The 15,202-nt window shown below is 35.6% G+C and carries 14 protein-coding genes, 1 tRNA gene and 1 other RNA gene; 4 read left to right on the top strand and 12 right to left on the bottom strand.

Annotated elements, in window-relative coordinates; all coding sequences use genetic code 11:
• Window positions 1-151: 151 nt before the first annotated feature.
• On the bottom strand, window positions 152-3,091 hold the full coding sequence (locus MBBTH_RS02000) for an Ig-like domain-containing protein (RefSeq protein WP_116591377.1): 2,940 nt from the start codon (window positions 3,089-3,091) through the stop codon (window positions 152-154).
• A 491-nt stretch (window positions 3,092-3,582) separates the two neighbouring features.
• On the opposite strand from MBBTH_RS02000, the gene MBBTH_RS01995 reads away from it, so the two are divergent.
• Genes MBBTH_RS01995 through MBBTH_RS01985 form a run of 3 tightly spaced genes read left to right on the top strand, consistent with a single transcriptional unit; the run spans window position 3,583 to window position 7,213 of the window.
• On the top strand, window positions 3,583-5,136 hold the full coding sequence (locus MBBTH_RS01995; protein WP_116591376.1) for a radical SAM protein: 1,554 nt from the start codon (window positions 3,583-3,585) through the stop codon (window positions 5,134-5,136).
• A 60-nt stretch (window positions 5,137-5,196) separates the two neighbouring features.
• Complete coding sequence (locus MBBTH_RS01990) at window positions 5,197-6,315, top strand: pyridoxal phosphate-dependent aminotransferase (RefSeq protein ID WP_116591375.1); 1,119 nt, start codon at window positions 5,197-5,199, stop codon at window positions 6,313-6,315.
• Window positions 6,308-7,213, top strand: coding sequence for a cation diffusion facilitator family transporter (locus tag MBBTH_RS01985; protein WP_116591374.1), 906 nt, complete (start codon window positions 6,308-6,310; stop codon window positions 7,211-7,213). The genes MBBTH_RS01990 and MBBTH_RS01985 overlap by 8 nt, the downstream gene beginning before the upstream one ends.
• 9 nt (window positions 7,214-7,222) lie before the next feature.
• Here MBBTH_RS01985 and MBBTH_RS01980 read toward each other — a convergent pair.
• The 9 genes from MBBTH_RS01980 to hdrC all read right to left on the bottom strand — a co-directional run bounded on the left by MBBTH_RS01980 (window position 7,223) and on the right by hdrC (window position 12,755).
• A tRNA-Ser gene (locus MBBTH_RS01980) sits at window positions 7,223-7,306 on the bottom strand.
• 61 nt (window positions 7,307-7,367) lie between these two features.
• Window positions 7,368-7,681, bottom strand: an RNA gene (ffs, locus tag MBBTH_RS01975) — signal recognition particle sRNA.
• Between the two features lie 142 nt (window positions 7,682-7,823).
• A complete protein-coding gene (locus tag MBBTH_RS01970) occupies window positions 7,824-8,213 on the bottom strand; it encodes a CBS domain-containing protein (protein ID WP_116591373.1) in 390 nt (129 codons plus the stop codon).
• Window positions 8,194-9,105 carry a 2-phosphoglycerate kinase gene (locus MBBTH_RS01965; RefSeq protein WP_116591372.1) on the bottom strand — a complete coding sequence of 304 codons (912 nt, stop codon included), beginning with the start codon at window positions 9,103-9,105 and terminating at the stop codon, window positions 8,194-8,196. Before MBBTH_RS01965 ends, MBBTH_RS01970 begins: the two co-directional genes overlap by 20 nt.
• Window positions 9,106-9,201: 96 nt before the next feature.
• Window positions 9,202-9,891: a metallophosphoesterase family protein gene (locus MBBTH_RS01960; protein WP_116591371.1), complete on the bottom strand. Its 690-nt coding sequence runs from the start codon at window positions 9,889-9,891 to the stop codon at window positions 9,202-9,204.
• A 12-nt stretch (window positions 9,892-9,903) separates the two neighbouring features.
• Complete coding sequence (locus tag MBBTH_RS01955; protein ID WP_116591370.1) at window positions 9,904-10,431, bottom strand: DUF2096 domain-containing protein; 528 nt, start codon at window positions 10,429-10,431, stop codon at window positions 9,904-9,906.
• Complete coding sequence (locus MBBTH_RS01950) at window positions 10,428-10,694, bottom strand: DUF749 domain-containing protein (RefSeq protein WP_116591369.1); 267 nt, start codon at window positions 10,692-10,694, stop codon at window positions 10,428-10,430. Before MBBTH_RS01950 ends, MBBTH_RS01955 begins: the two co-directional genes overlap by 4 nt.
• Before the next feature lie 189 nt (window positions 10,695-10,883).
• Window positions 10,884-11,771, bottom strand: a complete 888-nt coding sequence (gene hdrB, locus MBBTH_RS01945) for a CoB--CoM heterodisulfide reductase subunit B (protein WP_116591368.1) — start codon at window positions 11,769-11,771, stop codon at window positions 10,884-10,886.
• Between the two features lie 21 nt (window positions 11,772-11,792).
• Complete coding sequence (gene hdrC, locus MBBTH_RS01940) at window positions 11,793-12,755, bottom strand: CoB--CoM heterodisulfide reductase subunit C (RefSeq protein ID WP_116591367.1); 963 nt, start codon at window positions 12,753-12,755, stop codon at window positions 11,793-11,795.
• 183 nt (window positions 12,756-12,938) lie between these two features.
• Between hdrC and MBBTH_RS01935 the strand changes: the two genes are divergently transcribed.
• On the top strand, window positions 12,939-13,682 hold the full coding sequence (locus tag MBBTH_RS01935; protein WP_116591366.1) for an archaeosine tRNA-ribosyltransferase: 744 nt from the start codon (window positions 12,939-12,941) through the stop codon (window positions 13,680-13,682).
• Here MBBTH_RS01935 and MBBTH_RS01930 read toward each other — a convergent pair.
• Together MBBTH_RS01930 and MBBTH_RS01925 are read right to left on the bottom strand one after the other, a co-directional pair.
• Window positions 13,674-14,096: a hypothetical protein gene (locus tag MBBTH_RS01930; RefSeq protein WP_116591365.1), complete on the bottom strand. Its 423-nt coding sequence runs from the start codon at window positions 14,094-14,096 to the stop codon at window positions 13,674-13,676. The genes MBBTH_RS01935 and MBBTH_RS01930 overlap by 9 nt on opposite strands.
• A 3-nt stretch (window positions 14,097-14,099) precedes the next feature.
• Window positions 14,100-15,014 (bottom strand): hypothetical protein, encoded by a 915-nt coding sequence (locus MBBTH_RS01925; RefSeq protein ID WP_116591364.1) that lies wholly within the window; start codon window positions 15,012-15,014, stop codon window positions 14,100-14,102.
• Window positions 15,015-15,202: the final 188 nt, after the last annotated feature.

Raw genomic sequence — 15,202 nt, 5'->3', positions numbered from 1 at the left:
AAGTAATTTACTATTTTTTAACCATTAAAAACAAAATTAAAGAAAAATTAGAACGAATTTTCACCGAAGTGAAATTTCAACTGTAAAAAATTTAAAATCAAATAAGCCTATAAAATTTTACAGACTCAAAAAAAATAAAAAAAGTAGTCAATTAGAATGAAATGCTTGAAGAGAAACTTTCAAGCCTATATGTGTTTGTATTCCAATTAGCCACTTTACCTAACGAGTTTCTAGAACTTGTAGTGTCAGCAACTGTCCATGTATTTCCTATTAATACCTGAGCGAAAACATGCCCGTAGGTATGTCCGCTTGTGAATGTACATTTTGCATGAACATATCTTGTTGCCAAACCTGCAGCCCTAAACATAGCCACAGTTAAATGTGCCTGATCGACACAATTTCCAGACTTGGTTTTTAATGTGCCAGCAGCACCATATTTAGTGTTGTAATAGAAACTGTAAGAAATCTTATCTCTTACATAAGTGAAAATAGCGTTAGCCTTATCTTTTTCGGTTTTACAATTCTTAGTCAACTTGGCAACCAAGTTCTTGATAGCAGCATTATTCACTTCACAGTTTTTAGAAGCTGCCAAGTATGCTGCCAAAGCAGTAATTGTATTCTTCATATTCATTGGTCCTTTTATGGAAGAAGATGAACCTGATAAAGATTTTACAGCTATATAGGAAGGCATTTTATTATTTTTGCCATAGGATGTTAGAACTTTTGAGAAAGTGCTAACAAGACCTTTATAACCTATAGTTCCAACTTTTGAATTCACAGAATCAGGCAATTTGCCTTTGGATTCAGCAATATTAACAACACTTTTTGCAACACTAAGGTAGTTTTTCAGATAACCCAGATCAGTGGCCGCTTTAGCATTAGTCGGATCATTCAGGATTTTAATAGGAAGGTCCTTAGTATTTCCTGCCTTTATATTTACAATGGCTTTGGAAGCCAAATATAAATAATCTGCAGTTTTAAGTGATATGTCTCCTATTTTTACTGTTGAAGGCAATTTCGCATGATTTGAAATGTATTTCTTGACATTTTTTGAAGCCTCAACAATTTCCTTGATGCTCACCTTATTTGCAGCAAATATTTTTGCTGTGCCAGAAGCTAATCCCTGACTGAATTTAACGTTATGGGTACCTTTGGACACCACACCTAAGCTAACTTTGGCTATACCTTTGGAGTTGGTCTTAACGGTTGTGTTCTTACCTTCAAATTGGAAAGTTACATCCTTATTGCCAACAGCCTTATTCTTTTCATTGACCAGTTTAACTGAGAATGTGGCTTTGTCGCCTGCTGAAACATAAATGTTTTTAGCTACGAATTTTGTACCTTTAACGAGAAGGTTTTTAGATGATACACTGGACTTATAACAAGGGTCCGCCAAATAAGTTTTAACTGAATAGGATCCAGCGCCTTGTGTTATCTTGAGTTTAGCAACACCATTTGCATCGGTCTTATAGAGATACTGTTTGCCGCCAATGACTGATTTGACATAAACTCCACCAAGAGTCTTGCCAGACTTGTCCTTAACGGTCACTTTGTATTCTGAACCGTCATTTGCATTCATGGTCAAATCTTTTGCAGTTACCTTAGCTTCTAATTTCAAGATAATTGCCCTATTTGAACCGGAACTGTAATCCTTATCTCCTTTGGTTGAATGATAATACTTGATTAGGTAATTACCTGGTTTTACATTCTTTAAAGGAACATGCACATTACCGTGCTTATTGGTTTTATATGTTTTGATTTTACCATTAAACTTGACTTTAACATCTTTGTTGGCCAAATCATTACCATTTCTGTCAGTCAGTTTAATGTTGAAATGGGATCCATCCTTGTAATCCACAACAGTTATTTTAGAAGCAAACTTGGTGGTTGCCTTGGCAACTACTAGCTTCGCACTACCTGAATCGGAATAATAATTGTCGCTACCCTTGTAACTATACTTAATTTTATAAGTACCTTCAGCAAGAACAGGAATAGTTATGGTAGCTTTCCCATTCGCATTAGTCTTTGAGGTTACTGTTTTATTGTTATAGGTAAAGGTAACCTTTTTATTCTTAAGTAATGCGTTATGTTTTGATTTGAGGGTTACTGTGAAGGAACCTTTCTTTTTAGCATGAATGTAAACTTTATCCTTAGCATCAATGTTGGTCTTTTCTTTTTTGACTGTGATTTTGTGAGTAACTTTTTCATTTGAATAAGGGTTAGTTGTGGTTACCTTGTATTTGCCCACAGCCAAATTAATATTGACACTGGCAACACCTTTGCTGTCAGTTGTTTTAGTGTAAGTCTTTCCGTTTATCACGAAAGAGACCTTGGTGTTTTTTAATGGAGAGTTGTCTTTCCAGAATGTTACACTATACTCTGAAGTGTATCCATAACTTTTAGTCAAATCACTTCCAACTGCAGAAGACAATACTTTAACCTTTTTGGAAAGTGATGATGAAGAGTAAGCTGAGCTTCCCCCATAAGTTACTGTAACCGCATATGTTCCAACATTCAGACTGCCTGCCTTGATTGAGGCAATACCATTTGCGTTTGTGTATGCAGTGTAAGATTTCTTATTCACTTTCAAAGTGATCTTTTGGTTTGATAAAGGATTTCCAGAATTGTCTTTTAGAGTAACTTTGAAATATGTTGATGATTTTCCATAGTGTGTATTGGAAATGGTCAATTTTGTAGACTTGACGCTTGCTTTAGTTGAACTAGCAGCACCGACTATGTCATCACTTGAACTAACAGTGAGAACACTATCGGAACTTGAACCGGTTGAACTTAAGACATCGGTGTCCACTTCATCGCCATTGGAAGTGATTACTTGATTATCCTCATAATATGAATCGGCACTTGCGTTTAGAACCTCTTCATCAGGATAATTCCCCAAATTATCATCATGAGAATTAACTATATTAGTTTCTGAGATAGAATCCTCGCTAGAAATTTCTAATTTATTATTTGTGGATAATGAATCATCATTATCTCCTATTAAATTTGAATCTTCTGTATCTGAAACATCTATTGATTCCGCTGCACTAACTGCCCCCATTATCATGAAGAACATTAACACAATAGTCATCAATAATGTCCTGTTTTTTATCGAAATTTTTCCACCTCTTGGTTCTCATTACGAAAATTTTATAGCAAAATATGATTATACTAAGATATAGTATTTCATAATGAGTGGATAAAGATTATTTTTTTTATCTTATATAAATGTTTTTAAAACTTTAAAATATGAAAAACTCATTAAAATTGCTTAAATTTACAAGAAAAGGATATAATTAAACATAAAAAAGAAATAAAGCAATAAACATTATGAAATTAATTAGAATAAAATGAAATTTCTTAAATCTGAAATAAAAATTTTACAAATCGGCAAAAAAGGAAACTTTAATTTTTTGAACGATTAAAACTAAAATCGTTGAATTTGACATTATTAAAACAAAATTCAGTTAAGTATTATCCAAAACTCTAAAAAATAATACTAAATGATATTATTAAACCGAAAATAACTTATTTAACTAAAAAAACAAAAATAATAATGACAACAGAAAAAAAGATGATTTGATGCTGTGTGAAAAAAACATATTCAAAAAAGATTATAAGCAAGTGGATCTGCGCTTTGCTTTAGCCTATCCAAATGTTTATAGAACCGCCATGTCTTCATTAGGCTATACCATATTGTATAACTGCATCAATGAACGTGAAGACACCTGGTGTGAGAGAATAATTTTCCCAAGCACCAATTCCATCGAATCAAACACTCCAAGCAAATATTTTGACATTTTAAGCTTTTCCCTTCAGTTTGAAGAAGATTATTTTAATTTGTTAAAAATGTTAAAAGATGCCCAGATTCCCCTTAAAAGAAGCGAACGTGGGGATGAGGATCCTTTAATAATTGCTGGAGGCCCTTGCGCAACTGCAAATCCAATGCCGTTGTCGGATTATATTGACATTTTTATCATTGGAGAAGGGGAAAATGTTATAAATGAATTGATAGACGTTTATTTGTCCAATCCAGATAAGGGTCTGGAAAAATTCTTAAAAGTCGATGGAGTCTACATTCCTGAGTTTGATAACGAAACGAAGATAGCAATCATCGAGGACCTTAATGAGACTTACCATGTAACATATCCCATAGTCAGTGAAGGTGACGTTGCGGATGACATGAGTGTCTTTAACAATTCCATCATGTTGAACGTGTCCCGTGGATGCACAAGGGGATGCAGGTTTTGCATGGCAGGGTACCTTTACAGACCCATGAGGCAATGCGACCACAGAAAGCTAATTGACATAGCACTTGAAAACAGGAAAAATTCCGGACTGAACAAGGTGACATTGATAGGTGCCGCAGTTTCGGACTACAGCAATCTCGATGATCTTATCGATGGTCTTGAAAGTGAAGGCTTTCAAATTTCAACACCTTCACTGAGAATTGAATCGATTACAAGAAACACTCTGGAAACCCTGAAAAAAAGTGGACTCAAAACAATAACACTAGCACCGGAATCTACTAGCAACCTAAGAAAAGTGATAAATAAGCACATACTGGAAGAGCAAATTTTTACAGTAATAAAAAATGCCATTGATTTGGATTTCAATATCAAACTGTATTTCCTAATCGGAATTCCTGGAGAAAGCATGGAAGATATTCATGACCTTTGTGAGTACATGAAAAAAATTGCAGAAATGCATTATAATCCTAAAAAGGTGAAGTTCAGTGTCAATCCTGTTATTCCAAAACCCCATACGCCATTACAATGGGAAGGTTATGATTTTAAAGATGTAAAAAAGAAAACCCGATATATTCAAAAGGAAATGAAAAATTATAACATTAAGTGCGAAAGTCCTAAAAAAGGACTAATTCAATATACCCTCTCTTGTGGAAATAGGCAAGTTGGTGCAATTATTGAGAAAAGCTTAACAAAAAATGTTATACTGAAAGAATGGAGAGACATAGCTCCCAAATATGAAATAGATGATCCCCTGCCTTGGGACAATATTGACACTGGCGTAAATAAAAAATTTCTGAAAATAGAACACAAGCGATTGAAAAATCTGAAGCAAACACCATGGTGTGAAACTGGCCCATGCTATAATTGTGGGGCATGCGAAAAATAATTACTAGAAAAAAATAAATTTACTATAATAATATATTATATAATTAGTGAGGCAAAATTTATGATAAATCCAGCAAGCAGAACAAAAAAAATTGAATTGTCACAAATAAGAAAAATGTTTGAAGCCACCAAGCCAGGTGCAATAAACTTGGGAATTGGGGAACCTGACTTTGATGTGCCACAAAACATCAAGGATGCAATGAAAAGATCCATTGATAACAATGACACACATTACAGTCCAAACCTTGGATACCTTGAACTGAGGGAGGAAATTGTCAAAAAATTCAAAAAAGACAATGATATAAAAACCACTCCCGAAAATGTTATTGTTACAGTTGGTGCCAGTGAGGCATTGTATGCAAGTACACAGGCATTCATAGAAAAGGGTGATGAAGTAATTTTGCCAAATCCTAGCTTCCTGTTATATGAAGCAATACTTAACATATCCGGTGGAAGCATCGTGCCCGTCGATTGCAAAATGGAAAACGAATTCAAGTTAAAGGCTGATGATGTTGCAGAAAAGATAACCGATAAAACAAAAGCAATAATATTGAATTCACCATCAAATCCTACTGGTGCAGTAATGGAGAAAGAAGACATTAAAGCAATTGCCGATTTATCAATGGACCATGATTTCCTGATTATTTCTGATGAAATTTATGAAAAAATAATCTATGACAAAAAGCATTACTCCCCTGCAAAATATAGTGACAATGTAATTACAATAAACGGATTTTCAAAAACATATGCTATGACTGGATTAAGGGTAGGTTACCTGACCGCAAACGAGAATCACACTGAAGAAATATTCAAAATCCATCAGAACAGTATCGCATGCGCAAACTCAACCGCACAAATGGGGGCAATTGAAGCCTTGACAGGCCCTCAAGATGAAGTTAACAAAATGGTTAATGAATTTAAAAGAAGACGTGACCTGATAGTTACAAGACTAAATGAAATGGGATATGAAACAGTTAAGGCGGAAGGTGCATTCTATGTATTTCCTAAAATCGAGGATAAAGACTTTGTCAGGAAAGCTGCAGATGCAGGTGTCGTGACTGTTACCGGAGCTGCATTCGGATCAAATGGAGAAGGCCATGTGAGAATGTCCTATGCCAATTCCTATGAAAACATCGAAAAGGCAATGAATATACTGGAAGAGCGTGTAATAAATGGATGAATTTAGAAGTGAAGGTGGTAAAAAAGCTGCAAAAGTTGCAATAATCGCAAACTGCTGCCTGACCGTTTTAAACATTACTGTTGGAATAATTTCCGGAAGTTACGGTTTGATATCTGAAGGTGCACACACACTTTCAGACGTTGCCACATCCGTTATTGCATATTTCGGATTCGTAGTGGGTCAAAAACCCGCTGATAAAGAGCATCCAATTGGCCATGGCCGTGCGGAGGCAATCAGCGGATTGGTCATCGTGATATTTTTAGCCATTGTGGCCTATGAAATCATAACCGGTGCATTCGACAAGATATTCCATCCTAATCTGATAACAATACCTGATACCTTTGCTGCAATCATGGCAGTAGTGGGAATCTTTGTTAACCTGAAAATCAGCGATTATATCATTAAAATAGGAAAAGAGATTAACAGCCCTGCAATAGTGGCCGACGGTAAGCATCAAAAGACAGACATATTCTCATCAGTGGCCGTTCTGGTTGGAGTGGTTGTATCCAACATGGGATTTCCAATATTGGACCCAATTGTAGGATTGATTATTGGCCTATTGATTATCAAAACAGCTTATGAGATAGCTAAGGAAAACATTGACAACATTATGGGCAAAGTTCCATCTCCAGAGTTAATCAAAAGGGTTGAAAACATAGCAAATGCCTCAGCGAATACAAATACTGCACATAATATCCGAATAGATTATTTCGGTTCATATGCTACAGTCACATTGCATATTGAACTGGATGGAAACATGACATTGGATGAATCACATAAGATAGCCCATAAAGTGGAAAATGACATTCTGGAAAACATTCCTATAATCAAATCCGCGTTAGTCCATACATGTCCAATAGGATTGGACTATGACCATCAGCAAGAAATAGATAAATAAAATTAAAAGCGCCGGGACGGGGATTTGAACCCCGGAGGTCGTGAGACCATCGGATTAGCAGTCCGACGCCGTACCAGGCTGGGCCATCCCGACATATAAAAAACAGTATACTAAATTATATGTAAAAACTTCTTTATAAACTTAATCATTTATATAAATGGCATGTTCAGAAGTGGACTAATCTCAAAAATATAAGTGATCTAAAAATCCAACTCCACCCCGGGATTCTACAAGCATTGAATGTTAACGGTAGAGCTGCTCCCTTCCGGGCCTGACCCGTTCCCATATCGAAGATGACTAATTTTTACCCTCCAGTAAAAACTTCACCACCACCAATCCTGTAGGACGAGGTTTCTATGTTGTTTTCCTAGGCTTATACTTCCTTAAAAAGCCGCCTCCTGAACTTCGACCGCACCAAAGGGGGTGTGTGCTTACAGAGGACCCCTAACCCTCCAGTCTAGCCACTTATAATATATGATATTAATATTATATAAATGTTAGTAAAAAGGAGAATAAACCATCAAAAAAAAGTTTTCTAGAAAGATAATTTTTTACAGTAACTAATTAAAAAATAGTAAAAACAAATAAAAGAAAATAAAAATAGAGATAATTATAATATCTCTTGAATAATATCTCCATCTGAAATAATACCGACTAACTTACAATCTTCTACAACAGGAAGTTGATTTAAGATGCCTGATGAAGAAACACTCTTTTTCATGACTTCAATAGCTTTTTCAAGAGAGTCTTCAGGAGATATAGTAACTACTGAACTGATCATTATTTCTTCAACGCTAGTTCCTAATTCGTACTTGTCCAAAATCAAATTATGGCCAACATCGGTTGCAGTTATAATTCCTATTACCTTATCACCTTCCACAACAGGAAGGGAACTTATTTTATGTTTCATCAATTTCTCAAATGCACACACCACATCCACATCGGGAGTGATTGTGATTACATCGGTTGTCATTATGTCTTTAACTTTTTTGTTTAACATTTTCAACACCACCAAACTCTTCAAGAATATCACTGACCATTATATCAATGGTTTCATTAATATCCACGTTATTAATTATACGAGTATCATGAATTTCCGCTTGTTGAACTAAAAAATTCTGTGTTTTTCTAATAGTATCAAAATTTTCCATATATCTATCCAGAGACCTTTTTACCCAAGGCTGCCTGCATCTTGAATAGAATCTTTGCTTATGGGCTTCCTCATCCTCCACAATCAATGTAAACATGATTATATTGTTGTTATCCAACAGGTCTTTCCTGATGAATCCTGGAACAACATGAACCCCCTCGATGATTGTGCTGATACCTTCCTTAACGGAACGTTCAATAATTGCCTCAATGCCCACATTAACAACATCAACATGGCTGATAAACCCTTCAATAACTGAATCAATCCTGATGGAAGGTGTTCGAATGGCCTCATATGCATCGAAACTTGACTTATGGATTACAGGACTCAATTCCTGTGAAACGATTTTACGCATTACCTCACGAATCATGTCTGTACTGATGAGGTTCTTTAATCTCAATCTATTAGCCAACTCGAATGCCATGGAAGATGTTCCCACTCCTGATGCACCACCGATAAGGATAATCAATGGTTTTTTAGAAGTCCTGAGGGATCTCCAGTTCTTATATTTGCCAGCTATGACAGGGTCCACTTGCTTTAAATGATTCAATACAACATCTGCCAGATTCAAACTGGAAATTTCTGTGATGTTGTTTTCAATCAAAAAGACCTCAATATCGCTTGCAATCTCATGAGCCCTTTCTATACCTATATCAGCAACATTAAGAGAGCGGGACATGATTCCTTTTGAAAATGGTTCCTTATACTTTTTCCCGTCAACCTCTCCGGTAACCCAAATCATAACAATCACATCTTAATATATGGATATGTATCTAAAATTAATGTTAAATAAAATTTGTTATTTGAATCTAAAAAGAAAAAAAGAGAGAATAGATGATTATTCATCTAATGAAATAATATTTATATCATAATTTGAGCCATCTATAATATCTATTAAAACAGCTCCGTTATCTTTCAGCATACCTGGATTTGCCACATCAGTGGTTTTTCCAATTTTACTAAGAGATTTTGCCTCATGAATATGTCCGCATAGGTTGATTTGAGGTTCAAATTCATGAATGGACTTTAAGATTCCTGGACTTCCAACATGTTCGCCGTTTTCAACCCTATCGGCCGCAGTGTTGAAAGGCGGTGCGTGAGTAGCCAGAATCTTTACCTTAGGAATGTCTGAATTGTAGACATAATCATAATTGGCCAGCAAGTCATAAACTTGCCTGTAGATTTTATCGTCATCCATTTCACCAGGTGTGTCGAATGGAGTCGGATTGGATCCTCCAAAACCGAACAGTATAGCGTCACCATAGGCTATGATATTATTGTGGAGACAGAATGCAACGTCATTAATGGCATTACAGATTCCGTTAGGGTCACAATTACCTGGAATAGCTATTACATCAACATTACAATCAGCTACCTTATTTATGAATGTTTCCACAAAATCCAATGGTCCAAAGTCTGTAATATCACCTAAGATTAAAACTAAATCGATATCGTTATTGTTCAGATAAGTATATAAATTTTCATTTTCTTCGCCGTGAACATCACTAATAGCTAATATTTTAGTCATATAACCACCATTTTATCCTTCTAAAAAGAAAGACCCCATTTCTTTCAATCCAAATTGGAGATCCTTCTTATCACCGTGTAATTCAACGGTCACATCATCGTCAAACTCGATGATTAGACCATTCCATTCTGCAATTTCCTGAACTCTTTCTTCAGCCAAGGGAACCCTTAAATTGATTCTACCGGTTGTCAATCCAGGAGGAGTATTCGCCAGGAACCTTGACCTTGAATCTGCAAACTCAAAAACTTCCTCGCCTTTCATCGCTTGCTTTAACAAATCAAGCCAATGGTCAGTATATTCTTCTCCTTCCTCTTCAGCTATTGTCAAAAGAGTTCCTTGAATATTATTTAAAGACATTTCAGCTTTAGCCAAACTATTAATCAAATCCGGATGGGAAGGGTCTCTTTTGTAAGAGCTGATGGATGATCTGATCAATCCCATCTCCGGGTTAATTCCTTTTGGAATCTCATATCCTTTCTGATTCAAATCAGTGATGAGATGATGAAGAACTAACCAATTTTGTTCAGAGGGTAAGCTCATAAATGTCCACCTATAATTTTTAAAGTTGTGTGATTTATTTTAGCGTCAGCATCTTTTAATTCTGCTTCAATTTCACTGGTGCTCTTATAGGAGTCTAAGAATAAAACGTGATGAGTGGAAGTGCCCGCAATGTTTAAAATTGCCAATTCGTCATCAGGTTTGAGTTCTCTTTTATCGATAGTTGCTTTGAATTGAACATAAGGTTCATATTCTTCTGGAAGGTCGCAATATTTAAATATACCATCTAATGTTGCTACAAACATAATTACACCTCATTAATATATTACATTATTATTTAATTTATACTATATAAACATGATTACGAATTGTTCGTGTTGATACAAACAAAAAAAATAATCATAAAAAAAATAGTTATCTGAAGATAACTAAATCCAAACTGTGTTTCCAATGCCTAAAAAAATAAAAAAGATAAGGATTGAAAATCCTTAAATCTATTCACCTAAAGCTTTTTTAATAGCAGGTGTTGCGTCAATTCTTTGAGCATCGAAAGTTAATTCTTCAGGGGATAATCCCATAGCTAATCCGTATAATTGAGCTAAGTGGAATACCGGTAATGCGAAGTCAGTTCCGTATCTTTCGTTAACTTCGATTTGACCTTGGTCAAATTGTAAGTGGCAGAAAGGACATACGTTAACAATAGCATCAACGCCTGCTTCGGTCATGTGATCGAGTTTTTCTTTAGTGAAACTGGTAGTTACATCTAAATCTCTGGATCTTAAACCTCCACCAGCACCACAGCACATCATTTTGTCTTTGTAGTCTACAGATTTAGCACCTGTAATTTCTACAAGGTCATCTAAGATGGATGGGTTTTCTGCTTGTTCTTCAATACCAATAGTTTTGGTAGGTTTTAAGAAGTGGCAGCCGTAGTGTACAGCAACGTTTAAGTCTAAAGGTTTTTCGATTAAGGAAGCTAATTTTTCGAATCCAACATCGTCTCTTAAAATTTGAGCGAAGTGTTTTACGTTAACAGTTCCTTTGTATTCCCTGCCGATTTCAGCTAAGTTAGCGTTAATTTCAGCTTTTTTCTCTTCACTTTCTTGTAACATGTGGTTACATTCGAATAATGAACCGAAACATCCGTTACATTCGGTCATAATGTCAGCACCGATGTCTTCAGCAATAGTTAAGTTACGAGCTGCGATAGTAGCCCAGGTTTCTTCATCGAAAGATCCGAATACACCTGGAGCAGGGCAACATGATGCTCCTTCCATATCAATTAAGTTAATGTCTAATGCTTCGAATAATTTTCTGGTAGCTTTTTCAACACCAGGGTAACGGTTGTTCATAATACAACCTAAGAAGTATGCAATTTCCATATTATAACTCTCCTCATAAATCTATTCTTTTAATCCACCGGTTTCTTCATCATAACCGATTAATTCGTCAAATCCGGTAATTTTACATATTTTTTGTACTTCAGCTAATGCTTCAGGGTAAGCGTGAGTTGTTGGTGGAATTTCTGGAAGTCCAATTTTGGTTCTTAAAGCTTTAGTAGCATCGTTAATAGGTACACCGTGACCGGTATTCATTACAAATACACCAGTCATTTTGTGAGGTTTTGCCATGTAACCAGCGTGAGCTGCGATGTTACGTGCTTTTTTGATAATTTCCACAATTTTAACACTTCTGAGACATCTTTCTTGGCAAGTGTAACAGGTAGTACACATCCATAAAGCGTCATCAGTGATAACTTCTTCTTTTAAACCAAGTAAACATTTTCTGACAATTTGTCTTACTTTGTACGGAGTTCTTCTTCCAGATGGGCATCCTCCACTACAGGTACCACATTGGAAACAGTGTTGTACAGTTTCAATTCCTGCGTCAATAAATTCAGCAGTGAAATCTGGGTCACGATTTGCATCAGTTAATAATTCTTTATCAGTCAATAAAGTCATTTTATCTCTCTCTTTATCATTGTTATTTGAATCTTCTTTAGCCTCTATAGCATCTTTTTTAGCCTCAACATTCTCATGGATTTCTTCCTTGACAGTTTCAGCTTTTTCATGAATTTCTTCTTTTTTAGCCTCAACCTTCTCATGGATTTCTTCCTTGAGGGCTTCAACTTTTTCCTCTATAGGATCGATGTCTTCAGAAGCTAAATCTTCAACACTGTCTTCTGATTCTTCCACAGCTGCTTCCTCAGCTACTGCAACTGTTTCTTCCTCAGCAACGACAGTTTCAGTTTCTGTTTTTGAAGATGTAACTTGGACATCATCAGATGTGTTTATTACATCGTCGTTGACGTCACTTTCTTCATTGTCTCCAGTAAACATGGATTTTAATCGATTTATTATAGACATTGAAAACACACCTTGGATAATCATCGGATTATAACCTCAAATCCATAATAATATTCTTTAAAATAGCATATATAAAGGTTACTAAAAATTTTGGTGGTGTAATCATAAAGGTGACACTAAATGAAAAATTTATATTAACCTAAAAAACCAAAGATTAACATAATAATTAAAGGGAAGACACAAATGATAAAAAAATTTGAAATCAAATCACATGACGGACCTGGAAGAATCGGCAAGGTTGACGGGAAACTGACCCCAAGACTATTTTCAAGAGACGAATTGAAAATCGCTCCAAGTGAAGGTTCAGCATATAACATTGACCGTGAAATCGCAGAATTTAATGTTAGGGAAACAATAAGGCTTGCAGAAGAAAACGTGGATGAATGCGACATCGCAGTTATCCAAGGATCAAAATACATTGACTTAAGAATCGAATGCCTTAAAAAACTTGAGGAAATTGGATACAACGGATTCATCATAGCTAACGGGGACAGCCTGCTCACCAATTCAAGAGATCTCGTTGAACTTGTTGTGACACTGAAAAAAGAAGCCAAGAAAAACAGTTATTTCATTTTCCCATTTACCGAAACATCATTCATGCCAATATTGACATATATGGGCATTGACGGATTTTTAACTGATTCCGCTAACTATTACAGCCATTTGAATGTTCTTCAAACCCCAACAAAGGCCTATGACCTGAATGCATATCCTATTTATGAGGATCTCACACAGGAGGAACTGGAAAACAAGAATCTTAAGATCATGGAATTCGTCATAAGGGAAATCCATGCTCATATGAAAAACAGGTCATTGAGAAATCTTGTGGAAGAGAGGTCAGGCACCACTCCTCAAAATGTCTCAACATTAAAAATACTTGACAGGAATCATATGGATTACCTGCTTGAATACACACAGCTATTCTAATATTGTGAATGTTTCAATGATGTTTTTGAATTCTTTTTCTGATTCGCCTGAAATGTCCAGGGTCCTCAATTCAAAAATGTAAATGGTCTTCCTTTCAATGAACACATAGGTATGAATATCAAAATTTATCTCAGGAGTATCTATGTTAGCATGAAGCTTGATGGCGTCCTTTCCGGAAATCTCAATGAAATCGGATGCCAATATCACCCCACCATCATCTGAAATCGCATCCTCCATAAATATCTTGTAGTCATCCAAAGTGGTGGCGGTCGGAAATGAAACCGCATTAATCAGATTGTCCTGACCCTTTGAGAGGGTTGCGATGCAGTCGGGATTGGAAAGTATGTCTGCCTTTTCAACTTCCCAGTTGCTTGGGTATTCGAAAGTGATCTTGCCTGTGTTGAATGTCTTCATGAACTATTCCTCTTTTTTGGATGTGACGTCGATTGTCTCTGGAACGTCTTCAATAGTGTCAATGTATTTGGAAAACGGTTCTGGAAGTTTTGGCATGACCTCTTTTAGAATCTCTGCGGCATCAAGTTCCAATGCTTGGCCTGAAAGCAATTGGTCAACGTCAAAGTCGAATTCGAAAGGTTTGAGCAGGTCATCGGTAGGTACTCTCAAATTGATTTTTTTCTTGTTGAGTATCATTTTAAGAGTGCTGGTATTCCTGATTTGCTCGTTCATGTCCTCAACAGTGGTTTTTATATCATATGCTATAGCCTTATTCTTCTCATTAACTTCCTGTCTGGACTTTTCAATTGACTTTTCCAAATCCTTCACAAGCAGGGCATTTCTTTTGTTGATGTTCTCCCTAGCCTCATCAATGACGACATTGATGGCGTTTAGAATGGATTTATTGAGTTCAACGTTATATGCCAGAATCATCCTGTTTTTATAGTCAAGTTCCTTAAAAATAGCTACTCTTTCATCATCGATTTTAGTGATCTTTTTGTTCAGCTCATGAATTTCATCCTTGGCCTTCAAAAGCTCCTCCTTATCGGTCAATTGCTCCTTAAGAGAATCGACATCATCGAAAAATGAGCCTTTAAGGGTTTGAATCTGACTTTTCAGCTCTTCAATCTCAGCATCCTTTCCTTCGATAATATGATAAAACTCATCAAGCCTTTCATCTGAAAACTGATTGTCTATTAATTTTTCATAATCCTTTTGTGACAACACCTTTACCAAATCATCATCCTCAAATGGGTCCTCCTTTTTAAGACTGACCTGCTTTTGTTGTGATTCTTTTTCAACGGTATTGCCCTCTTTATCCTTACTGGTATACTTTTTTGTGTATACCCGAACAGTTCTAAATTCATCACTTTCCATTATTGACACCACTCTATAATATTAAATAAGTGAAGATTATTTAAATAGTTAATGTAAAAAAGAGGCTGACTCATAATTTTTGTGTTTAAATTTTTTTTCTTATTTTATTATCCTTTAATTTTATATACTAGGAAGTACAATCTATTATTAGAGTTAATTAACTTTTTGGTTGTGTTTTTTATGGTTTT

This window comes from Methanobrevibacter thaueri (genome assembly GCF_003111625.1).
Taxonomy (GTDB): domain Archaea; phylum Methanobacteriota; class Methanobacteria; order Methanobacteriales; family Methanobacteriaceae; genus Methanocatella; species Methanocatella thaueri.
Note: the sequence above shows the minus strand (reverse complement) of the source record. Positions and strands in the feature narration are given on the sequence as shown.